The 20,269-nt window shown below is 68.8% G+C and carries 22 protein-coding genes; 16 read left to right on the top strand and 6 right to left on the bottom strand.

The genetic code is table 11. The annotated features are described in order from the left end of the window. The first annotated feature begins 23 nt into the window (after nt 1-23). The 6 genes from G9373_RS17645 to G9373_RS17620 all read left to right on the top strand — a co-directional run bounded on the left by G9373_RS17645 (nt 24) and on the right by G9373_RS17620 (nt 6,122). Nucleotides 24-683, top strand: a complete 660-nt coding sequence (locus tag G9373_RS17645) for a histidine phosphatase family protein (RefSeq protein WP_005566498.1) — start codon at nt 24-26, stop codon at nt 681-683. Further along, nucleotides 680-1,279, top strand: coding sequence for a TlpA disulfide reductase family protein (locus G9373_RS17640; protein ID WP_005258349.1), 600 nt, complete (start codon nt 680-682; stop codon nt 1,277-1,279). The genes G9373_RS17645 and G9373_RS17640 overlap by 4 nt, the downstream gene beginning before the upstream one ends. Beyond that, a complete protein-coding gene (locus G9373_RS17635) occupies nt 1,276-2,106 on the top strand; it encodes a cytochrome c biogenesis CcdA family protein (protein WP_005252012.1) in 831 nt (276 codons plus the stop codon). The genes G9373_RS17640 and G9373_RS17635 overlap by 4 nt, the downstream gene beginning before the upstream one ends. Beyond that, on the top strand, nt 2,103-3,767 hold the full coding sequence (locus G9373_RS17630; RefSeq protein WP_005566500.1) for a cytochrome c biogenesis protein ResB: 1,665 nt from the start codon (nt 2,103-2,105) through the stop codon (nt 3,765-3,767). The genes G9373_RS17635 and G9373_RS17630 overlap by 4 nt, the downstream gene beginning before the upstream one ends. Beyond that, nucleotides 3,764-4,741 carry a c-type cytochrome biogenesis protein CcsB gene (gene ccsB, locus G9373_RS17625; protein ID WP_005566502.1) on the top strand — a complete coding sequence of 326 codons (978 nt, stop codon included), beginning with the start codon at nt 3,764-3,766 and terminating at the stop codon, nt 4,739-4,741. The genes G9373_RS17630 and ccsB overlap by 4 nt, the downstream gene beginning before the upstream one ends. Before the next feature lie 94 nt (nt 4,742-4,835). Continuing rightward, nucleotides 4,836-6,122 (top strand): MinD/ParA family protein, encoded by a 1,287-nt coding sequence (locus tag G9373_RS17620; RefSeq protein WP_064080650.1) that lies wholly within the window; start codon nt 4,836-4,838, stop codon nt 6,120-6,122. A 47-nt stretch (nt 6,123-6,169) separates the two neighbouring features. Here G9373_RS17620 and G9373_RS17615 read toward each other — a convergent pair whose 3' ends face one another. Both G9373_RS17615 and G9373_RS17610 read right to left on the bottom strand, forming a co-directional pair. Continuing rightward, complete coding sequence (locus G9373_RS17615) at nt 6,170-6,373, bottom strand: hypothetical protein (RefSeq protein ID WP_005252018.1); 204 nt, start codon at nt 6,371-6,373, stop codon at nt 6,170-6,172. 135 nt (nt 6,374-6,508) lie between these two features. After that, nucleotides 6,509-6,736 (bottom strand): BldC family transcriptional regulator, encoded by a 228-nt coding sequence (locus G9373_RS17610; RefSeq protein WP_005252019.1) that lies wholly within the window; start codon nt 6,734-6,736, stop codon nt 6,509-6,511. Between the two features lie 187 nt (nt 6,737-6,923). Here G9373_RS17610 and G9373_RS17605 point away from each other — a divergent pair, with 187 nt between their 5' ends. Both G9373_RS17605 and G9373_RS17600 read left to right on the top strand, forming a co-directional pair. Next, complete coding sequence (locus G9373_RS17605; protein ID WP_005258331.1) at nt 6,924-7,301, top strand: DUF4229 domain-containing protein; 378 nt, start codon at nt 6,924-6,926, stop codon at nt 7,299-7,301. After that, nucleotides 7,298-8,407, top strand: coding sequence for a PLP-dependent cysteine synthase family protein (locus G9373_RS17600; protein WP_054248133.1), 1,110 nt, complete (start codon nt 7,298-7,300; stop codon nt 8,405-8,407). Before G9373_RS17605 ends, G9373_RS17600 begins: the two co-directional genes overlap by 4 nt. Here G9373_RS17600 and G9373_RS17595 read toward each other — a convergent pair. Beyond that, nucleotides 8,395-8,940, bottom strand: a complete 546-nt coding sequence (locus G9373_RS17595; protein WP_005258327.1) for a GNAT family N-acetyltransferase — start codon at nt 8,938-8,940, stop codon at nt 8,395-8,397. The two genes, G9373_RS17600 and G9373_RS17595, sit on opposite strands and share 13 nt — an antisense overlap. Nucleotides 8,941-9,067: 127 nt before the next feature. Here G9373_RS17595 and G9373_RS17590 point away from each other — a divergent pair, with 127 nt between their 5' ends. From G9373_RS17590 to G9373_RS17575, 4 genes are all read left to right on the top strand, one after another. Next, nucleotides 9,068-9,820 carry a lysophospholipid acyltransferase family protein gene (locus tag G9373_RS17590; RefSeq protein WP_005563677.1) on the top strand — a complete coding sequence of 251 codons (753 nt, stop codon included), beginning with the start codon at nt 9,068-9,070 and terminating at the stop codon, nt 9,818-9,820. Nucleotides 9,821-9,884: 64 nt separating this feature from the next. Further along, a complete protein-coding gene (locus tag G9373_RS17585) occupies nt 9,885-10,100 on the top strand; it encodes a hypothetical protein (protein WP_005258323.1) in 216 nt (71 codons plus the stop codon). Between the two features lie 6 nt (nt 10,101-10,106). After that, entirely contained in the window at nt 10,107-10,673 is a 567-nt protein-coding gene (locus tag G9373_RS17580; protein WP_005563675.1) for a Clp protease N-terminal domain-containing protein, read from the top strand. 60 nt (nt 10,674-10,733) lie between these two features. Then, the gene (locus G9373_RS17575; RefSeq protein ID WP_005258320.1) at nt 10,734-11,114 is read left to right on the top strand and encodes a phage holin family protein; all 381 of its coding nucleotides are present in this window, start codon (nt 10,734-10,736) and stop codon (nt 11,112-11,114) included. 12 nt (nt 11,115-11,126) lie between these two features. Here G9373_RS17575 and G9373_RS17570 read toward each other — a convergent pair whose 3' ends face one another. Beyond that, nucleotides 11,127-11,996 (bottom strand): 1,4-dihydroxy-2-naphthoate polyprenyltransferase, encoded by an 870-nt coding sequence (locus G9373_RS17570; RefSeq protein ID WP_054248134.1) that lies wholly within the window; start codon nt 11,994-11,996, stop codon nt 11,127-11,129. 76 nt (nt 11,997-12,072) lie between these two features. Between G9373_RS17570 and G9373_RS17565 the strand changes: the two genes are divergently transcribed. Beyond that, nucleotides 12,073-15,324, top strand: coding sequence for a BTAD domain-containing putative transcriptional regulator (locus G9373_RS17565; RefSeq protein ID WP_133984988.1), 3,252 nt, complete (start codon nt 12,073-12,075; stop codon nt 15,322-15,324). A gap of 9 nt (nt 15,325-15,333) precedes the next feature. On the opposite strand, the gene G9373_RS17560 is transcribed toward G9373_RS17565, so the two are convergent. Both G9373_RS17560 and G9373_RS17555 read right to left on the bottom strand, forming a co-directional pair. Next, nucleotides 15,334-16,077: an IclR family transcriptional regulator C-terminal domain-containing protein gene (locus G9373_RS17560; protein WP_005258317.1), complete on the bottom strand. Its 744-nt coding sequence runs from the start codon at nt 16,075-16,077 to the stop codon at nt 15,334-15,336. After that, nucleotides 16,077-17,591 carry an APC family permease gene (locus tag G9373_RS17555; protein ID WP_133984987.1) on the bottom strand — a complete coding sequence of 505 codons (1,515 nt, stop codon included), beginning with the start codon at nt 17,589-17,591 and terminating at the stop codon, nt 16,077-16,079. Before G9373_RS17555 ends, G9373_RS17560 begins: the two co-directional genes overlap by 1 nt. Before the next feature lie 226 nt (nt 17,592-17,817). Between G9373_RS17555 and G9373_RS17550 the strand changes: the two genes are divergently transcribed. Genes G9373_RS17550 through tatA form a run of 3 tightly spaced genes read left to right on the top strand, consistent with a single transcriptional unit; the run spans nt 17,818 to nt 20,269 of the window. Further along, nucleotides 17,818-19,398 (top strand): FAD-dependent oxidoreductase, encoded by a 1,581-nt coding sequence (locus G9373_RS17550; RefSeq protein ID WP_054248136.1) that lies wholly within the window; start codon nt 17,818-17,820, stop codon nt 19,396-19,398. 29 nt (nt 19,399-19,427) lie between these two features. After that, on the top strand, nt 19,428-20,102 hold the full coding sequence (locus tag G9373_RS17545) for a Rid family hydrolase (RefSeq protein ID WP_133984985.1): 675 nt from the start codon (nt 19,428-19,430) through the stop codon (nt 20,100-20,102). Next, entirely contained in the window at nt 20,102-20,269 is a 168-nt protein-coding gene (tatA, locus tag G9373_RS17540; RefSeq protein WP_005252050.1) for a Sec-independent protein translocase subunit TatA, read from the top strand. Before G9373_RS17545 ends, tatA begins: the two co-directional genes overlap by 1 nt.

The following is a 20,269-nucleotide window of genomic DNA, read 5'->3' as shown; positions in this document are numbered from 1 at the left end:
GTCCCGACCCGAGGAACCGCAACGTGACCGAAGCCGATCATCCCGACCACACACAGACCCGCACCATCGTGCACGTGCTCCGGCACGGCGAGGTGCACAACCCGCGAGGAATCCTCTACGGCAGGCTCCCCGGGTTCCGGCTGTCGGTGACGGGTGAGGCGCAGGCCCGCGCGGTGGCGTCGGTGCTGGCCAAGCACGACATCACGCACGTGGTGTCCTCGCCGCTGCAGCGGGCGCAGGAGACGGCGGTTCCGATCGCCGACGCGCACGGCGTCGAGATCGCGACCGACGAGAACCTCATCGAGGCAGGCAACGAATTCGAGGGCCTCAAGGTGTCCGTCGGCGACGGCGCGCTGTCCCGTCCCCGGCACTGGTGGAAACTGCGCGACCCGTTCACACCGTCCTGGGGTGAGCCGTACCTGCAAATCGCGCACCGCATGCTGGCCGCCGTCAACAGCGCCCGCGTGTCGGCGGTGGGCCACGAGGCCGTCGTCGTCAGCCACCAGCTCCCCGTCTGGACCCTCCGCCGATTCCTGCAGGGGGAGCGGCTGTGGCACGACCCGCGGCACCGCCAGTGCGGTCTCGCGTCGCTGACGTCCCTCGTCTACGAGGGCGACACCCTCATCGACATCGTGTACTCGGAGCCCGCGGGCGCGTCGGATCCGAGGGTGACCGGGGCATGAGTCGGGGGCGCTTCGCCGGGCTTCTCGCGGTGATCTGTACGGCCGCGGTGTCGCTGTCGGCGTGTGCGTCCGGCGACGACGCCGTGGCCCAGGGCGGCACGTTCGACTTCGTGTCGCCGGGCGGACAGACGGAGATCTTCTACGACCCGCCCGCCGACCGCGGCACCATCGGCACGGTGTCCGGACCCGATCTGATGACCGAGGGCAAGACCACCTCGCTCGACGATTTCGAGGGGCAGGTCGTGGTCCTCAACGTGTGGGGGCAGTGGTGCGGCCCGTGCCGGGGTGAGGCCAACGACCTCGAGCAGGTGTACGAGGAGACCAAGGATCAGGGAGTGTCGTTCCTCGGGATCAACGTGCGGGACAACCAGCAGGACAAGGCGCAGGACTTCGTGATCGACAACAAGGTGTCGTATCCGTCGATCTACGACCCCGCCATGCGGACGATGATCGCGCTGGGGCAGAACTACCCCACGAGCGTCATCCCCACCACGATCGTGCTCGACCGGGACCACCGCGTGGCCGCGGTGTTCCTGAAGGAACTGCTCGCCGAGGACCTGAAGCCGGTGGTCGAACGGGTGGCGCAGGAATCGTGAGCACCAGCACTACCCTTCTCGCCGGTGGCGTCGGCGACGCCTTCCAGTCCACTGCTGCATCCGGACCGCTGCTGCTCGCGCTCGGCGCGTGCGTCCTCGCCGGTCTGGTGTCGTTCGCGTCGCCGTGCGTCGTGCCCCTCGTGCCCGGATACCTGTCCTACCTCGCGGGTGTGGTCGGCGCGGACGCCCCGGCCGTCACCGCGGAGGAGGCGGCCACCCGCACGAAGACGGTCGCCGACGGTCGGCTGCGGGTCGCGGGCGCCGCGGCCCTGTTCGTCGCCGGTTTCACCGTGGTGTTCGTGCTGGCCACCGCGTCCGTGTTCGGCGCCATCTCGGCGCTCGCGATCAACCGCGACATCCTGATGCGGGTCGGCGGGGTGGTCACCATCGCCATGGGCCTGGTGTTCATCGGCCTGATCCCGGCCCTGCAGCGCGACACGAGGCTCGAGCCGCGCCGCATCTCCAGCCTGGCCGGGGCCCCGCTGCTCGGTGCCGTGTTCGCACTGGGCTGGACCCCGTGCCTCGGCCCCACCCTGGCGGGTGTCATCTCACTGGCCGCAGGCACCGACGGTGCCACCGCCGCCCGCGGAGTGGCCCTGATCGTCGCGTACTGCCTCGGCCTCGGGTTGCCGTTCGTGATCCTGGCGCTCGGCTCGTCCCGGGCGCTGCGCGGTGTCGGCTGGCTGCGCCGCAACGCGCGCACCATTCAAATCTTCGGCGGAATCATGCTGGTGGCCGTGGGCGTCGCCCTCGTCACCGGCGCGTGGGACCAGTTCGTCGGCTGGGTTCGCGACGCCTTTATCTCGGAAGTGACCCTCCCTATATGAGCGACACCCAGATTTCCGAGGCCCCGGAAGCCGCACCGGTGCCCCGTCAATCGCTGCCGGGCCGCGCGTTCGCGGTCGTCCGCAACACCTGGCGTGGCCTCACGTCCATGCGCACGGCGCTGGTGCTGCTGTTCCTGCTGGCCCTCGCGGCCATTCCCGGCGCGCTGCTCCCGCAGCGCAGCCTCAACGCGGGCAAGGTCGACGAATACATCTCGAATCGGCCGACCCTCGGTCCGTGGATGGACAAGCTCGAGCTGTTCGACGTGTTCGGCAGCTTCTGGTTCACCGCGATCTACGTCCTGCTCTTCATCTCCCTCGTCGGCTGCATCCTGCCGCGCTGTGTCGACCACGCCAAGGCGCTGCGCACCCGTCCGGTGCCTGCCCCGCGGAACCTCGCGCGACTGCCGCACCACCACGAGGACCGCGTCGACGAGACGCCGGAGGAACTCGCCGCCCGCATCCGCACCCACCTGAAGGGGTGGCGGGTCGAGACCCGCGCGGGCGGGGAGCGCGCCGCGCACGACGGCGAGATCACCATCTCCGCGGAGAAGGGCTACTTCCGCGAGCTCGGCAACCTGGTCTTCCACCTGTCGCTCGTGGCGCTGCTCGTCGCGATCGCCGTCGGCAAGCTGTTCGGCTACGAGGGCAACGTCATCGTGGTCGCCAACAACGGTCCCGGCTTCTGCACCACGTCGCCCGCGGTCTTCGACTCGTTCAAGGCGGGCAACACGCAGGACGGCACCGGCATGACGCCGCTGTGCGTCAAGGTCAAGGACTTCGCGGCCGACTACCTCGACAGCGGTCAGGCCGAGATGTTCACATCCAACATCGCCTACCAGGCCGGCGACGACCTCGAGACGAACACGTGGCGGGACGGACAGTTGCAGGTCAACCACCCGCTTCGCGTCGAGGGCGACCGCGTCTACCTGCAGGGGCACGGGTACGCGCCGACGTTCACCGTCACGTTCCCGAACGGGGAAACCCGCACCGAGACGCTGCAGTGGCGTCCCGACGACGCGACGACGTTCCTCAGCAGCGGTGCGATGCGGTTCGACCCGCCCGGCGGCATGTACACCGACACCGACGAGCGCCGGAAGAATCAGATCGCGATCGAGGGACTGTTCGCCCCGACCGCGCTGTTGCACGGCAACCTGCTGGCGTCGAGCTACCCGGCCATGAACGACCCGGCCGTCGCCATCGACATCTACAAGGGCGACACCGGCCTCGACACGGGCAATCCGCAGTCGCTGTTCTCGCTGAACACCGAATTGATCAACCAGGGCCGGCTCGTGAAGCAGGACCGGGTGAATCTGAAACCGGGGGAGAGTTCGACGCTGGCCGACGGCACCCAGGTGCGGTTCGACGGTGCCGTGGACTTCGTGAACCTGCAGGTGTCGCACGACCCGGCGCAGCAGTGGGTGCTGGTGTCGGCGCTGACGATGATGGCCGGACTGCTCGTCTCGCTGCTGGTCAAGCGTCGCCGCGTGTGGGCCCGCATCTACCCCGCGGACGCGTCCGATCTTGACCCACGACGTACTGTAGTAGAGCTTGGTGGACTCGCCCGGACCGATCAGGCCGGCTGGGGCGACGAGTTCGGCCGACTCTGCACCCGTCTGCTCACGGACGACACGAAGCCTGACGCGCAGGAGAGCCAACGATGACGACCAACGAGACACTGGCGCAGTACAGCGACTGGGCCTTCCGATCTGCCTTCACCGTCCTGGTGCTGGCACTCGTGCTGCTCATCGTGCAGTACGCGTCCACCCGGGCGCAGGCAGTGCAGGACCGGGAACTCGTGTCGGCAGGCTCCGGTGCACGCTCGGCCGACGCGCCCTCGGTGCCCGGTCGACTGGTCGAGCAGCCGAAGAAACCCATGTCCGAGCGCTTCGGCGGCATGGGCGCGGCCGTGCTCGTCGTCGGCACGGTGCTGATCTTCGCGTCGATCGTGCTGCGCGGATTCGCGACCGAGCGGTTCCCGCTCGGCAACATGTACGAGTTCGTCACGATGGCCTGCGCAGCGGCACTCGTCGTCGGTCTCGCACTCCTGTCGAAGCCGGCGTACCGGTCGATGTGGGTGTTCCTGCTCGTCCCCGTCCTGATCCTGATGTTCCTCGCCGCCACCGTGCTGTACGCGGACGCGGCACCCGTGGTGCCCGCACTGCGGTCGTACTGGCTGCCCATCCACGTCACCATCGTGAGCGTCGGTTCCGGTGTGTTCCTGGTGTCGGGCATCGCGAGCCTGCTGTTCCTGCTGCGCATGCGGTACCCGCGCGGCGAGGAAGGAACGGGCGTGTTCGCGCGGATCGCGGAGCGGCTACCCGACGCGCAGACCCTGGACCGGCTGGCATACAAGACCACCATCATCGGGTTCCCGCTGTTCGGCGCGGGCGTCATCCTCGGCGCCATCTGGGCCGAGGCCGCCTGGGGCCGATTCTGGGGCTGGGACCCCAAGGAGACGGTGTCGTTCATCGCCTGGGTGATCTACGCCGCCTACCTCCACGCCCGTGCGACGTCGGGATGGCGCGACACCAAGGCCGCATGGATCAACGTGGCGGGCTTCGTCGCGATGCTGTTCAACCTGTTCATCATCAACATGGTGGTGTCGGGATTGCACTCGTACGCGGGCCTCAACTGACGGTAGTCACCGACTGATATCCTTCCGCCGCGACGTCTCCGATCGGTGTGATTCGGTGGGGACGATGGAGACTTCACGAGGGGGATGTTGAGTCATGTCCGAAAACAACGCCGGCATGTGGGAGCCGGTACGGCCTGCATCGAATCCGCCCGGGGACGACCACGCATCGGCCGCCGCGTGGAACGCCGCGCGACAGGCTCCGTACGTTCAGCCGCAGGGTCCCAACCCGTTCGCGCAGCCCGGTGTCCAGGCCCCGGCCGCCGCACCCGCGCGGCCGCAGACCCAGGCCCCGGCCGCCGCTCCCGTCCCGCAGCAGGCCCCGGCCCCGCAGCAGACTCCCGTGCAGGGAGCGTTCACGCCGCCGCAGCAGGCGCCGGTCCAGCACGCACCCCAGCAACCCCGCCCGCACACCACGAATGCCGATCAGCAGTACGCGGTGTCGGCGCGTGACCTGTCGACGTCGCTGCTCCTCAAGCAGGTCAAGCCGGCCCCCACCACGGGATGGCGCAAGGCGCTGTACCAACTGTCCGGCCGCTACATCAACGTCGGCAACAGCGCGAAGGAACAGCGCCGGATCGAGCTGACCAAGCAGGTCAACCAGCCGCTGCAGGGCTGCTACAAGATCGCGCTGCTGAGCCTCAAGGGCGGAGTGGGCAAGACCACCACCACCGCGACCCTCGGCTCCACGTTCGCGTCACTGCGCGGCGACCGCGTCATCGCCGTCGACGCCAACCCCGACCGGGGCACGCTCAGTCAGAAGATTCCCCTCGAGACCCCGGCCACGGTGCGCAATCTCCTGCGCGACGAGCAGAGCATCGAAAAGTACAGCGACGTCCGCAGTTACACGTCGCAGAGCCGGCACCGGCTCGAGGTGCTCGCGTCCGACAGCGACCCGGCGGTGTCGGAGGCGTTCAGCGCGGACGACTACTCGCGGACCGTCACGATGCTCGAGAAGTTCTACAGCATCGTCCTCACCGACTGCGGCACCGGACTGATGCATTCCGCCATGCAGACCATCCTCGAAGAGGCCGACGCGCTCGTGGTGGTCAGCTCGGGGTCCGTCGACGGCGCCCGCAGCGCCTCCGCGACCCTCGACTGGCTCGACGCCCACGGATACCGCGAACTGGTGTCCCGGTCGGTGGCCGTCGTCAACGCAGTCCGCCCGCGGTCGGGCAAGGTGGATCTGCCGAAGGTCGTCGAGCACTTCGAGCAGCGGTGCCGCCTGGTCCGGCTGATTCCGTTCGATCCGCACCTCGAAGAGGGCGCCGAGATCGAACTGGAGCGACTGCGTCCCAAGACGCGCAACGCTCTTCTCGAACTGGCCGCTGCGGTGGCGTCGGACTTCCCGGCGTCCAGTTTCGCGCTACAGGATCGTCGCTGAGGCAATGAGACCGAGGGTGCCGGATCGACCGGCACCCCGGCTTCGGCTCACCCGGCGGGGTCCGCCGGACCGGCATCGGGTTCGTCGGACTTCTTCCGACGGGTCTCCCGATCGACCTTCCAGAGGAAATCCGGATCGTCGTCGGGTCCCTGCACCCGATTGCTGAGCACGGGCCTGGTGTTCGGGCCGAACGCCTTCCAGAGCAGGACCGCCACTGTCACGAGCCCGATGAGTGCCAACAGATAGATCACCGCGCACCTCCTTACACCGCTCGAGGGTAGCCGGTATCCCTGAGCGTAGCCGCGTCGGCGGCAGAGGGCACTTATCCGGTCGCAGGGCGTCCGGGTAGTGCGGTCGCGGTCAGCTCTACGGCTGCCCGCCCAATATCAGGGTCGGCCCGCCTCCGTCGTCAGGGAGCGGAGCAGCTGCATGACCTCGGCCTCGCGGAAGCGGCGGTGCCCGCCGGGGGTGCGCAGCGATCCGAGCCGGCCCGCGTGCGCCCATCGCGTCACGGTCTTCGGGTCGACATGGAACAGGGCAGCCACCTGGCCCGGGGTCATGAGGGCTTCGTTGGATCCGCTGAATCCGGGTCCGTTGTAGGTGGGTGCGCTCATCGACGGTCCTCCACTGCTTTCGACTGGTCTGTGCTGAAGCCGGCCGCTGTTGCGACTGATCTCGGTCATCGTGACATCTGGCCCCCCGGGTACTCGAACGATCTAATGTTGGTAAAGGGGAGGTAATAGACAAATCGGATAAGTCGGACGTGTGAGGGGCGGGCTCGGCGATGGGTAACCTGGGAGCGTGAGTGAGTCATCCGAGAAGCCAGAAGACCAGGTCGAGCGCCCCGTCACAGCCGATTCGAGCGCACCGGCGAAGCAGGACGGGCGGGTGACCAAGGGGCAGCTGGCGCGCGACGTCGCGATCTATTCGATCGCCCGGCTGCTGCTGGTCGTCGTCATCGGCGCCATCATCCTCGGGGTGGCTGCACTAGTCGGAGTCGCCGTGCCGCTGCTCGTCGCCGCCATCTTCGCGGTCCTCATCGCACTCCCGCTGTCGCTGCTGCTGTTCGCGAAACTCCGCCGGCGGGTCAACGAGGGGATCGCCGCGTTCGACGCGCAGCGTCGCGCCGACCAGGCCGACCTGCGTGCCAGGCTCCGCGGTGAGGGCACGTCCCGGTGACGGACGGCGACTGCGTCGTCATCGACCGGAGCTTTCCGCGTGACTGGGTGGACAACGCTGTCCGTCTCATCGACGCCGACGCGCAGCGCAGCGCCGACACGCACCTGCTGCGGTACCCGTTGCCCGTCGAATGGGGTGTGCAGCTCTACCTGAAGGACGAGTCGACCCACATCACGGGCAGCCTCAAGCATCGGCTGGCCCGATCGCTGTTCCTCTACGCGATCTGCAACGGATGGATCACCGAGGGGACCACGGTCATCGAGGCGTCCTCGGGGTCCACGGCCGTCAGCGAGGCGTACTTCGCGAAGATGCTCGGACTCGACTTCGTGGCCGTCATGCCGCGCAGCACGAGCGGCGCGAAGATCGCCCTCATCGAGGCGCAGGGCGGTCGCTGCCACTTCATCGACCGGCCGCCGGAGATCTACAGCGAGGCCCGACGGCTCGCCGCGGAGACGGGCGGTCACTTCATGGACCAGTTCACGCACGCGGAGCGGGCCACCGACTGGCGGGGCAACAACAACATCGCCGAGTCGATCTACCACCAGATGATTCGTGAAGAGCACCCGGTGCCGCAGTGGCTCGTCATGAGCGCCGGCACCGGCGGCACCAGCGCGACGCTGGGCCGGTACATCCGCTACCGCAGGCACGCGACCCGGCTGCTCGTGGTGGATCCGGAGAACTCGGCGTTCTTCGGCGGCTACGACACCAACTCCTGTGACTACGCGACGGGGATGCCCTCGCGCATCGAGGGCATCGGCAGGCCGCGGGTGGAGCCGTCGTTCGTCGGGCAGGTCATCGACCGGATGATGCGGGTGCCCGACGCCGCGTCCATCGCGGCGGCTCGGCACGCCAGTTCGGTGCTGGGTCGCCGGGTCGGCGGTTCCACGGGCACGAACCTGTGGGGTGCGTTCACCGTCGTCGCGGAGATGCTCGCGGCCGGACGGTCCGGCAGTGTGGTCACGATCCTGTGCGACGGCGGCGAACGCTACGCGGACACCTACTTCGACGACGACTGGGTGGCCGGGGAGGGTATCGACCTCACCGGTCCGACCGCGGTGCTCGACCGCTTCGCGGCGACCGGGGAGTGGCCCGGTCAGCCCGGCTGAGGCGCGGTCGCGCCGGTACGCACCGGCGCCGTCACCGGGCGGGACATCGTGACCCGCGGCCACGCGGCGAGGCCGTGCCGGGCCTCGTCGGCGCGGATGCGTGACAGGCCCGGGGTCAGGGCGTCCTCCGGCAGGGGGCGGAAACCCAGCCGCTCGTAGTAGGGGGCGTTCCACGGGACGTCGACGAACGTGGTGAGGGTGAGGGCAGGCAGCCCGCGGACCGCCGCCCACGACGAGATCTCGTCGAGGAGCAGGGCGCCGAGGCCCTGACGGGCGTGGCCGGGGTGGACCGACACCTGCTCGATGTGGGCGGCCCCGTCGACCACGGCGACGAGTGCGTATGCGACCGGGGCATCGTCTGCGTCGACCGCGACCCAAATGCATTCCAGCTGGAGGTACTCGGTCAACTCGTCGAGTGTGAACGGGGGATCGTCGGCGACGGCGTCCATTCCGATGTCACGAAACGGCGCACCCGCCGCGATTTCGATGTCTTGCAGGACGGGCAGGTCGGTGGAAATGGCCGGGCGGATCACAGGTCTTTTGTACCCGAAATCGTGCTGTTCGCACAGTTTCCCTGCACTTTCCCAAAACTTACTCCACCGTAGGCTACGCAACCGTAGGTTGGTAGCCTGGCGATAGGACGACGGAGTGGGGACGAGCATGGACAAGCCCGAGGTAACTCTCGAGAACTACGAAGCGGTGTACGCGTACTACCGCGACCATCAGCAGAATCGGATGCTCGCCAAGCTGGCGTACGCGTCGCTGTATGCGAAATACCGGCCGCGGGTCGTGTACGCGGACGACGCGAAGGCGCAGCTCGCCGGGCTCGTGAAGTCCGGCAGGGTGCTGATCGTCGCCGCCAATCACATCACCCACAGCGACCAGTACACGCTTGCGGCCACGGCCTGGAACACGCCGTTGCGCCGCGCGATCGGACGCACCCGGGTGCTCGCCAAAGACGAATTGTTCGTCGACCCCGACTTGCACAAGAAGGTCGACATGATGGGCGGCATCCCGGTGTTCCGCAGCAAGAACTACGGGCTCCGGGCGGTCGCCGACGCGGGCCGCCTCATGATGGACATCTCCTCCGAACGGCTCTGTCGCGGTGACAACCTGGCGATCTTCCCCGAGGGCACGTGCAACGAGGACGACCCGACCCGCCTGCAGCACATCAACAGCGGAATCGGTCACATCGCGAAACGTGCGGCAGATCGCGGAGTCTCACCCGTGCTGCTGTCCATCGGCATCAGTTACGGGCCGGACGCCCACGGGCCCGACCCCGAGAACGTGAAGTCGGCCAGCGTCTTCGTCGGGGAACCGCTGTTCGACCTCCCGGCGAAGCCGATGGACATCGCCCACGTCGTGCAGAAGGAACTGCAGATCGCCGTCGACGGGGCGGTCGCCGCGTACTGACGGCCGCCCCGAGATCTGTCAAGGCGGGTTGACACCCGGTCGGTGTCAACCTAAATTGACATGCATGACCGAAGCAACCACGCTCGCCGCAGCGGCGGGCAGCCCCGACCCCGCCGAGGGGTTGCGGGCCGTGCGTGCGCTGCGGCGTCTCCTCGAACGGCTCGAGGCCATCCAGGTCGCCAACGCCCGCGCCCAGGGCTGGTCCTGGCAGGCGATCGCCGATTCCCTCGAGGTGAGCAGGCAGGCCGTCCATCAGAAGCACAATCGGAGAGGGAGGTAACGGCGCATGTTCGAACGATTCTCGACGGACGCCCGGGCGGTGGTGATCGGCGCGCAACAGGAAGCGCGCGCACTGAAGTCGCCCCAGATCGGGCCCGAACACCTCGTACTCGCGCTGCTGTCCGCGAAAACCGAACCCGTCCACGGCATCCTCGCCGACGCCGGCGTCGAGGAGGAGACGTCGCGATCGACCGTCGCGACCCGCGGCACGGCCTTGAGCGACGCCGACGCGGAAGCGCTCGAATCGATCGGGATCGACCTCGACGCGGTGCGGCAGAGCCTCGAGCAGAACTTCGGCAAGGGCGTCCTCGATCCCGAAGAGCCGGCGGAGAAGCGCGGCTGGTTCGGCCGGAAGTCGGGGCACATCGGGTTCACCCGCGACGCGAAGAAGGCGATCGAACTGTCACTGCGGGAGGCGCTGGCGCGCAAGGACGATCACATCGGCGCCGAGCACATCTTCCTCGGAGTGCTGCGAGTTGCCGACGGCACGACACGGGAGATTCTCGAGGTCCAGGTCGGTGTCGGCGAACTCCGACGTCGCATCCACGCGGCACTCGACGACCGCGCGGCCTGACCATCCCGGTCCCGGGTTATCCAGTTCCCGTTTGTCCGAACGATGTGCCAGCATGCACCCATGACCTTCTTGGTACGCCTCGTCATCAACGCGTTCGCGATCTGGCTGGCGGCAGCCTGGGTGTCGGGCATCGACATCTCCAGTTCGGGCAACGGAACCGGCTGGGACATCGTGGTGCTGCTCGGCATCGCGGCGGTGTTCACCGTCGTCAACATCTTCGTCAAACCACTGGTGAAGCTGCTGTCGCTGCCGTTGCTGATCCTGACGCTCGGCCTGTTCACCCTGGTGATCAATGCCCTGATGCTGCTGCTCACCGCATGGCTGAGCTCCCAGACCGATTACGGCCTGACAATCGACGGCTTCTGGACCGCCGTATGGGGAGGCCTGATCATCTCGATCGTCAACTTCATCCTCGGCATCGTCCTCCCGGACGGCGACTGACCCGGCGGCCGCTCAGGCGACCGAGAGGGCCACAGCGGTGGCGGCGCCCCAGATCAGCATCGCCAGCCCCGAATCCCGAAGCGCCGGAATCAGTGCGAGGCCCAGGCCGCCGGAGCGGACCGGCGCGTTCGCCCGGACGGCGAGAGGCAGCGCGAGCAGTCCGACGAGCGACCAGGGGGTGCGCAGCACCAGGACGAGCGTCACGACGAACGGGACCGTCAGCGTGACGAGATGCAGGATGCGGGTACGCGAGTCGCCGAGCCGGACGGCGAGCGTGCGCTTGCCGGACTCGGTGTCGGTGGGAATGTCCCGCAGATTGTTGGCGACGAGAACCGCGCTCGAGAACGAACCGACGGCGATCGCGGACACGAGACCGGCCCAGTCCACCGTCTCGGCCTGCACGTACTGGGTGCCCAGCACGGCGACGAGACCGAAGAACACGAAGACGGCGACCTCGCCGAAGCCGCTGTACCCGTACGGCTTCTTGCCGCCGGTGTAGAACCAGGCGCCCACGATGCAGAGGGCGCCGATCAGCACGAGCCACCACGCGGTGGTGGCGGCGAGGACCAGACCGGCCACCGCGGCGACGGCGAAGCAGGCGATGGCCGCAGCCTTCACCGCCGACGGTTTCACCAGCTTGGACCCGACGAGCCGCAGCGGGCCCACCCGCTCGTCGTCGGTGCCGCGGATCCCGTCCGAGTAGTCGTTGGCGAAATTGACGCCCACGATCAACGCGAGAGAGACCACCAGTGCCAGTACTGCCTTCCACCACACCGCGCCGCCGAGCGACGCCGCGGCGCCGGTGCCCACGAGCACCGGGGCGATCGCGTTCGGGAGGGTGCGCGGACGAGCGCCTTCGATCCATTGAGCAGCCGTTGCCATGCACCGATCTTTGCACCGTGCGAGAAGACGCCCGCACCCACGCCGTGCAATACCATCGAACGCGGTGGACCAGCACATGAGCGTGGACGAGAGAGTGGCACCGGCAAGCACACCGATCCAGGTCGCCTTGTTGGGTGAGATATCGACGTGGCGATCGGGCGTGCTCGCGCCGCTGCCCGGCACCCGCGCGCGCAGCCTGCTGGTCGCTCTCGCCCGCGATCCCGGCCGGAGCCGGTCGGCGCAGGCCCTCATCGACGAGGTGTGGGGCGAGGATCCGCCGCGGTCCCCGATGAATGCGTTGCACACGCAGGTCTCCCGTCTGCGCGCGGCGTTGCCGGACGGAGCGCTGGAGATCGGCCCGGCCGGTTACCGGCTGGCGGTGCCCAGGGATGCCGTCGATCTGACGCGCGCCGAGGACGTGGCACGCCGGCTGAGAGGCCGGGGGAACGGTCGCAGCGTCGGGCCGGACGAGATCCGCGATGCGCTCGCGTTGTGGCGGGGCGACCCGGGCGCGGACCTTCCCGGGGGTGCCGCCGCAACAGAACTCGCCGCCGATGCCGCAGTGATCCGGGGGCAGCTCGAGGCCGCGGAACTGGCGGCGCTGGTGGCGGCCGAAGACTGGGACGCCGCCCTCCCGAAGGCGCTGGCCCACGTCGCCGCAGAACCGCTGGACGAGCAGGGGCACGCGCATCTGATGCGGGCGCTCGCAAGGCTCGGGCGGGACAACGAGGCGCTGGACGTGTTCGCGACCTTCCGCAAGCGGATGGTGTCCCGGCTGGGGGCCGATCCGTCGCCGGCGCTCGTCGCTCTGCACACCGAGATCCTGCGGGGCGGACGTCCCGGTGCTGTGGCGGCTCCGCTCCTCGCGTCGCCGGACCGGACGGCGATCGGGCTCCGCGCGGCACCCAACGCCCTCCTGGGACGCGACTCGGACATCGCGGAGATCGAGCGGTTGCTCACGTCTTCGCGGGTGGTGACCATCCTCGGGCCCGGCGGTGCCGGCAAGACGCGACTCGCGCACGAACTGGGTGCGCGGGCCGCGGCGGGGACGTCCGTGGCTCTGGTGGAACTCGCGTCGCTGCGCAGCAGCGAGGACGTCGTGGCGGCGATCAGCAGCACGCTCGGGCTCAGCGAGGTCGACATCGCGCCGGGCCGGCTCACCGTCAGCCGCGTCCATTCGGCGCGGGAACGGCTGCGGGAAGCGTTGTCGGCAGGGCCGATGCTCCTGATCCTCGACAACTGTGAGCACGTCATCGGCGCGTGCTCCGAGGTCGTGGCCGACCTGGTGGCGGCCGGCGACCAGCTGACGGTCCTCGCGACCAGCCGATCACCCCTGATGCTCGCGTCCGAGGCCGTGTACCCGCTGCCGCCGCTCGCGATCGACGAAGACGACGCGCCCGCCGTGCAACTGTTCACGGCGCGGGCCCGCGCGGTGCGGCCCACGGCGCGTCTCGACCCGGAGGCGGTGCGCAGCCTCTGCCGCACCCTCGACGGTCTCCCGCTCGCGATCGAACTGGCCGCCGCGCGGGTACGCAGCATGAGCGTCGAGGACATCGGCCGACGACTCGAGCATCGGTTCGCGCTGCTGCGGTCGCACGACCCGACGTCGCCCGAGCGGCACCGAACCCTGCACGCCGTCATCGATTGGAGCTGGCAGCTTCTGGGCGAGCAACAGCAGATCGCGCTGCGCAGACTCTGCCGGTTCCCGGCGGGGTTCACCCTCGACGCCGCCCGGACGATCGCGGAGTGGGACGGCGTCGACGACGTCGTGGATGCGGTCGAGGGCCTCGTGAATCAATCCCTGCTGTCCGTGTCGGAGACGTCGGACACGCTGCGCTACTACATGCTCGAGACGGTGCGCGAGTACGGCGAGGAGCAGCTCGCGTCGGCCGGCGAGGAATCGGAAGTGTTTGCTCGCCAAGGGGTCTGGGCCGTCCGGTTCGCGTCGGAGGCGCTCCGCCGGTGCCGATCCGACCAGGTTGCGCTCGCGGACGACATCGACGCCGACCACGACAACCTGCTCGCGGTCCTGCGGTGGGCGGTCGAGCGCGACGACGCGGAGACGGTGGCAACCGTGTTCCCGGTGCTGGGCGGCCTGTGGGCCATTCGGGGCGCGCACTCGGAGGTGATGAACTGGACGCCGCGGATTCTCGGGTCGACGGCGGCCGCAGACCTGACGGACGTCGGTTCGGAACTGGTGGCGTACACGTTCCTGCTCGCGGCGATGCACTTGGTGTTCGGTGGCCAGACGCGCACGCTCGCCCGGGCCCGGATCCGGCTGCGTCACCTGCTCCGGGACCGCCCCGACCTTCCGTCGGTCACCTCGTTCGCGGTGCGGCTCATCCTGTCGCTGGGTTCGGGACGGCGCCTGGCCAGGGTCGTCGCGGACGGGGTGCGGTCGGACGATCCGGAGACCCGCGCGGCCGCGTTGTCCGCGCGGGCCAGCATGCGGGAGAACCTCGGCGACTTCCGCGGCGCGATGAGGGATGCCGCGACGGTGTCCGAACTGTGCGGGGCGATCGGTGACGTGTGGGGCACGGCGATGGCGTCGCAGTTCCTCGGTTCGCTGCACAGTCAGTCCGGGCGCTACCGGCACGCGGTGCGGCACTATCAGGACGCCGTCGAGGGCATGCGGAAGCTGGGTGCGCAGGAGGAGGCGGATCAGTTGTGGGGCTTCCAGGCCTCCGCGCTGATCGCCGACGGTGATGTGGAGGCCGGCCGGAAAGTGCTGGCCGAGACGGTACTCGAGCATCGCGGTGCGGGCACCGGGACCGACGACCACCAGCCGGACGAATGGCGGGCCGCCGCCACCGGCAGTCTCGCGGAAATCGATCTCGCGGACGGCGACGTCGAACGCGGGCTCGCCCGCTACCGTGAGGCGCTGGACATGGTGTATCCCCGGATGCTGTCCGAGCCGTACGCCGATCCGTTCGGAATGATGCTGGCGGCGTCGGTGGTGTGCGCCCACGTGCTGCACGGCCGGTCCGAGATGATGGTGGAGTTCGTGCCGAAGCTCGCGGAGGCAGCGCTGTCGAGGCTGGGACAGGCTGCCTACCAGGATCTGCCGGTCACCGGGGCCGTGGCGGCCGGGGTGGGGTGCTTCGAGCTCGCGCACGGTGATTCCGATCGTGGCCTCGCGTTGCTGGCATTGTCGGCCCGGGCCCGGGCGCGGCAGGACATCGCGTCGCTGCGACACCCCCGGCACGTCGCGTTCGCAGTCGAGCACGTGGGGGAGGACCGCTGGGAGTCGGCGCAGAATCGGTGCGGCAACTGGTCGCGTCGTGCGGTGCGCGCCGAAATCCTGGACATGCTCGCCAGTTCGAGCTGAGTGCCGGTCTCAGGCAGGGACCCGGCCGCTCACCCGGGCCGCACACGATCGCAGGAGGTCGGTGAGTTCCGGATCGTCGACGGCCAGGCGTCCGGTCTTGCCGATCGCCGCAAGGCATCCGACCACCGCGTTCTGCGCATCGTGCACCGGGACGGCGACGGCGCTGCGGCCCACCCGCACCTCGTCGACCTCTCGGGCCGAACCGGTGTGACGGACGGCGTCGAGTTCACCCCGCAGCGCGGCGATGTCGGTGACGGTCCGCGACGTGACCCGGCGCAGACTCGACGGCACCAGGTCCGGACGGGACGCGAGGAGGATCTTGCCGATCGCAGACGCGTGCAGGTGCGCGGCGATCGTGTTCTCGCCGCTGAGTTCGTGGTCGGGGTCCCGGTCGACGAGTCGCACCCGGCCGCCCGCGAACGACGCCAGATGGATCCCGAAACGCACCTGTTCGCGCAGTTCTTCGAGCACGGCGTGGTGGTCGACCGGGTCCGGCGCCGCATCCGCCCCCGCCAGCTGCCTGGTCCGCCGGCCCAGCGCGAACCCGGACAGGTCGGCGATCCGCACCAGATAGCCGTCGGCGGTCAGGAGATTGAGCAGCCGGTACGCCGTGGCCTGGGGGATCCCCGCGTGTGCGGCGATGTCTCGCGCGGTCGCCCCGGACCCGAGCTGAGCCACGGCCTCGAGCAGGGCGAGTGCCTTCTGCACGGCGCGTGGTTCGTGGCCCGCGATCTCCCCCGCTCGGGCGCCCATCACCGGGACCCGGGGGTACGTCCAGCCGCCGTCAACGCGAGGTTCCCGGCGGCGTCCGTGGCGAACACCCCGGCTCCCGGCAGCACATCGTCTGTTTCCGCGGTATCGAACACACCCATCGACCGCAGGCTCGCCGGGTAGCGCCATCGCAGGTACAGCTGCCACGCCGAACCCGACAGCAACAGGGTCAGCACCACGGTGGGGACCATAGCGAAGCCGTGGGCCACGTTCACGAACAGCATGTAGGCCAGGACGAGTCCGCCGGCGGCGCTGCCCGCGACTCCCGCCACCAGGACGAGAGGGGTGTGCTCCCCGATCCGGCTGAGGAACCGCACCGACGCCACGGCCACCAACACGTACGCCGCGACCACCGCACTCCTGGCAATCAACTGCACGTGACCGAATCCGGTCGACTTGCCGACGATGCCGAATGTCGCGGCACCGACGCACACGGCGCACACGATGACCGCCAGCGCCGCGTACGGGGTGCGGTAGCTCCGGTGCACCCGGGCGAACAGACGCGGCACGACTCGTTCGATCCCCATCGAATACAGCAGCCGCGACGCGGCATTCGACGACGCCATCGCCGACGCCAGCCACGACGTGCCCAACCCGAGGTTCAGGGCGATCACCACGGCCGAGTCGACCCCGGTGGAGGTGCCGTGCAGATACGCGTTGACCAGGGTGTCCGTGCGACCGGACCAGGCGGCCCACGCCGAGAAGATGAACAGAGCGCCGCAGATCATCGGCGTGAGCATCACGGTGCGGGTGACGGTGGCGAGCGGGCGCTTGGCCTCCGGCCCGAAGAACGTGGAGCTCTCGAAGCCGGCCAGGGCGAACACCGCGGCCAGCGTCATGAGCAGCGGCCCGTACGCGGAATCGGACGGCGGCACCGCGGCGTGCTGACCGCCCGCGCCGGTCACGATCATCAGACCGACGATGAACAGCAACGAGCACGATTCGACGGCGAGGATGGCGAGGGCCGCGAACCGCACCCCGCGGACCAGACAGGCGAGGATCACGATCGCGATCCCGGCGTAGACGAGGAGACGCTCGGCGGGTTCGCGCAGTTCCAGCCCGAAGAAGCCGAGCGTCGCGATCACGGCCTGGCCACCGTGGTACAGCGTCATCACCGCACTGCCCACGTACTTGGTCAGCATGGCGACACCCGCCGTCAGCGCGGCTCGCGTGCCGAGGCCCTGGAACACGAAACTGTAGAGACCGCCCGCGGCCGCCATACGTCGCGTGAACTGCGAGACGCACACCGCGATCAGGGAGACCACCACCGTCGCGACGACGATCGTGATCAGACCGCTCAGCAGCATCTGGTGGGTGAACATGGTGACGGGCAGGACCACCATCGACACCGCAGGCGCCGTCGTGGCCACCGACTGGGCGAGAACCTCGAAGCCCGACAACTGCCGCCTGCCCAGCGCACGCAACGGCGACAGGGCCTGACGTTCGGGCTCGCCGGTGGCGAACGAACGCGCGATGGCGTCGGAAAGGGCTGACATGCGCGTGAAACTAGCCGGGTCGTGTTGCCGAAAAGTTTCGGTTTCGGGTCGAACTCCGACTCGGGAGTGAGAACGGCCGGCGCCCGTTCTCGCTCGCCGGCCTCAGACTGTTTCGCCGCCGACAACTTCCCGACTCGCTTCCCTCCCAGGATGAATCCGGACAAGTTACCCGGGTCGCCGGGCGCAAGAATGGGAGCGCGAATTGGCATTCACACGTAGATCTTTCATGAAGGGCCTCGGGGCCACCGGCGGCGCAGGCCTCGCGTACGGCGCGATGTCGACGCTCGGGCTCGCACCGTCGACCGCTGCGCCCGCCCGCACCTTCCAGCCGCTCGCGGCCGGCGACCTGATCGGCAAGGTGAAGGGCAGCCATTCCGTGGTCGTGCTCGGCGGCGGCCCCGCCGGTCTGTGTTCGGCATTCGAACTGCAGAAGGCCGGGTACAAGGTGACGGTCCTCGAGGCCCGCACCCGGCCCGGTGGCCGCGTCTGGACCGCACGGGGCGGCAGCGAGGAGACCGACCTGAGCGGCGAGACGCAGAAGTGCACGTTCTCGGAGGGCCACTTCTACAACGTCGGCGCCACCCGCATCCCGCAGAGCCACATCACGCTCGACTACTGCCGCGAACTCGGCGTCGAGATCCAGGGATTCGGAAACCAGAACGCCAACACGTTCGTGAACTACCAGAGCGACACGTCGCTGTCTGGCCAGTCCGTCACCTACCGGGCCGCGAAGGCCGACACGTTCGGCTACATGTCGGAACTGCTGAAGAAGGCCACCGATCAGGGTGCCCTGGATCAGGTACTGAGCCGGGAGGACAAGGATGCGCTGTCGGAGTTCCTCAGCGACTTCGGTGACCTGTCCGACGACGGCCGCTACCTCGGATCCTCGCGTCGCGGTTACGATTCCGAGCCCGGAGCCGGCCTGAACTTCGGCACCGAGAAGAAGCCGTTCGCGATGCAGGAAGTGATCCGCAGCGGCATCGGCCGCAACTTCAGCTTCGACTTCGGCTACGACCAGGCGATGATGATGTTCACCCCGGTCGGCGGCATGGACCGGATCTACTACGCGTTCCAGGACAGGATCGGCACCGACAACATCGTCTTCGGCGCCGAGGTGACGTCGATGAAGAACGTGTCCGAGGGCGTCACCGTCGAATACACCGCCGGCGGCTCGAAGAAGTCGATCACCGCCGACTACGCGATCTGCACGATCCCGCCGCACCTCGTCGGACGACTGCAGAACAATCTGCCCGGCGACGTGCTCACCGCGCTGAAGGCGGCCAAGCCGTCGTCGTCCGGAAAGCTCGGCATCGAGTACTCGCGCCGGTGGTGGGAGACGGAGGACCGCATCTACGGCGGCGCGTCCAACACCGACAAGGACATCTCGCAGATCATGTTCCCGTACGACCACTACAACTCCGATCGCGGTGTGGTCGTCGCCTACTACAGCAGCGGCAAGCGTCAGGAGGCGTTCGAGTCCCTCACGCACCGCCAGCGGCTCGCCAAGGCGATCGCGGAGGGCTCGGAGATCCACGGCGAGAAGTACACCCGCGACATCTCGTCGTCGTTCTCGGGCAGCTGGCGGCGCACCAAGTACTCCGAGAGTGCCTGGGCCAACTGGGCGGGCAGTGGCGGATCGCACGGCGGGGCGGCCACTCCCGAGTACGAGAAGCTGCTCGAACCCGTCGACAAGATCTATTTCGCCGGCGACCACCTGTCCAACGCCATCGCCTGGCAGCACGGCGCCCTGACGTCCGCCCGCGACGTCGTCACCCACATCCACGAGCGCGTGGCCCAGGAAGCCTGACCTTCCCCTCGAACAAGGAGTCGTGAACTGTGAAGTCTTTTCGTACCAAGGCCGTGACCGCCGCGCTCGCCGCATCCGCTCTGATCGCCGGGGCGGCGTCGTGCTCCTCCGAGGAGGCGGCAGCGGAAGCGCCCGGCAGCACGTTCGTCTCGAAGTCCGTTCTCGAAGCCGGCGAGGCGAATCCGATGATCGCGCAGGGTGTGGCCATCGGTGGCGGCACCGCCGTCTACAAGTCGAGCGGCATCGGTCCCGGCGCTTCCAACAAGGCCGCACCCGAGGGCACCCCCGAGTCGTACATCGACACCGACGTGTTCGCGGGCGGCGCACTCCCGGCCGGAGTCACGATCACCGAAGCGCAGGGCATCAACGCGCTCAAGCGGATTCGCGACAATCTCGAGGCACAGGGACTGACGCTCGAGGACGTCGTGACCATGCGGGTGTTCCTCGACAACGCCCCCGGCACCGACCGCGCCGACTACGCCGGCTGGAACCGCGCCTACCGGCAGTTCTTCGCGAACACCAACCTCGAGACCGGTGACACCGAACTGGTCCCGCTCGGCACCGCGGAACCCGCTGCGCCGATGGAACGGAACTCCGCGCGTCCCAGCCGGTTCGCGCTCGAGGTCGCGAGCCTGCCCGCGGCCGGCTGGCTCGTCGAGGTCGAGGTGGACGCCGTGTACCCCGACGGTGAGGAGCCCCAGTAGTGGGGGCGCTGAGCCCGAGCCACTGGGCGATCATCGCGGTGGTGCTCGTGGTGCTGTTCGGGTCGAAGAAACTTCCGGACGCCGCCCGCGGCCTGGGACGGTCGATGCGGATTCTCAAGACCGAGGTGGGGGAGTTGCAGGCGGACGCACCCGAACTGGAGAAATAG

Origin of the sequence: Rhodococcus sp. A14 (assembly GCF_011603105.1) — a bacterium.
Classification (GTDB): domain Bacteria; phylum Actinomycetota; class Actinomycetes; order Mycobacteriales; family Mycobacteriaceae; genus Rhodococcus_F; species Rhodococcus_F opacus.
This window is presented reverse-complemented; position numbering and strand designations above follow the sequence as displayed.

Excerpts from the sequence above, each read along its gene's own strand:
- G9373_RS17640 (WP_005258349.1), top strand. The coding sequence starts at position 680 with ATGAGTCGGGGGCGCTTCGCCGGGCTTCTCGCGGTGATCTGTACGGCC.
- G9373_RS17630 (WP_005566500.1), top strand. The coding sequence starts at position 2,103 with ATGAGCGACACCCAGATTTCCGAGGCCCCGGAAGCCGCACCGGTGCCC.
- ccsB (WP_005566502.1), top strand. The coding sequence starts at position 3,764 with ATGACGACCAACGAGACACTGGCGCAGTACAGCGACTGGGCCTTCCGA.
- G9373_RS17620 (WP_064080650.1), top strand. The coding sequence starts at position 4,836 with ATGTCCGAAAACAACGCCGGCATGTGGGAGCCGGTACGGCCTGCATCG.
- G9373_RS17610 (WP_005252019.1), bottom strand. The coding sequence starts at position 6,736 with ATGAGCGCACCCACCTACAACGGACCCGGATTCAGCGGATCCAACGAA.
- G9373_RS17590 (WP_005563677.1), top strand. The coding sequence starts at position 9,068 with ATGGACAAGCCCGAGGTAACTCTCGAGAACTACGAAGCGGTGTACGCG.
- G9373_RS17585 (WP_005258323.1), top strand. The coding sequence starts at position 9,885 with ATGACCGAAGCAACCACGCTCGCCGCAGCGGCGGGCAGCCCCGACCCC.
- G9373_RS17580 (WP_005563675.1), top strand. The coding sequence starts at position 10,107 with ATGTTCGAACGATTCTCGACGGACGCCCGGGCGGTGGTGATCGGCGCG.
- G9373_RS17575 (WP_005258320.1), top strand. The coding sequence starts at position 10,734 with ATGACCTTCTTGGTACGCCTCGTCATCAACGCGTTCGCGATCTGGCTG.
- G9373_RS17570 (WP_054248134.1), bottom strand. The coding sequence starts at position 11,996 with ATGGCAACGGCTGCTCAATGGATCGAAGGCGCTCGTCCGCGCACCCTC.
- G9373_RS17565 (WP_133984988.1), top strand. The coding sequence starts at position 12,073 with ATGAGCGTGGACGAGAGAGTGGCACCGGCAAGCACACCGATCCAGGTC.
- G9373_RS17560 (WP_005258317.1), bottom strand. The coding sequence starts at position 16,077 with ATGGGCGCCCGAGCGGGGGAGATCGCGGGCCACGAACCACGCGCCGTG.
- G9373_RS17555 (WP_133984987.1), bottom strand. The coding sequence starts at position 17,591 with ATGTCAGCCCTTTCCGACGCCATCGCGCGTTCGTTCGCCACCGGCGAG.
- G9373_RS17550 (WP_054248136.1), top strand. The coding sequence starts at position 17,818 with ATGAAGGGCCTCGGGGCCACCGGCGGCGCAGGCCTCGCGTACGGCGCG.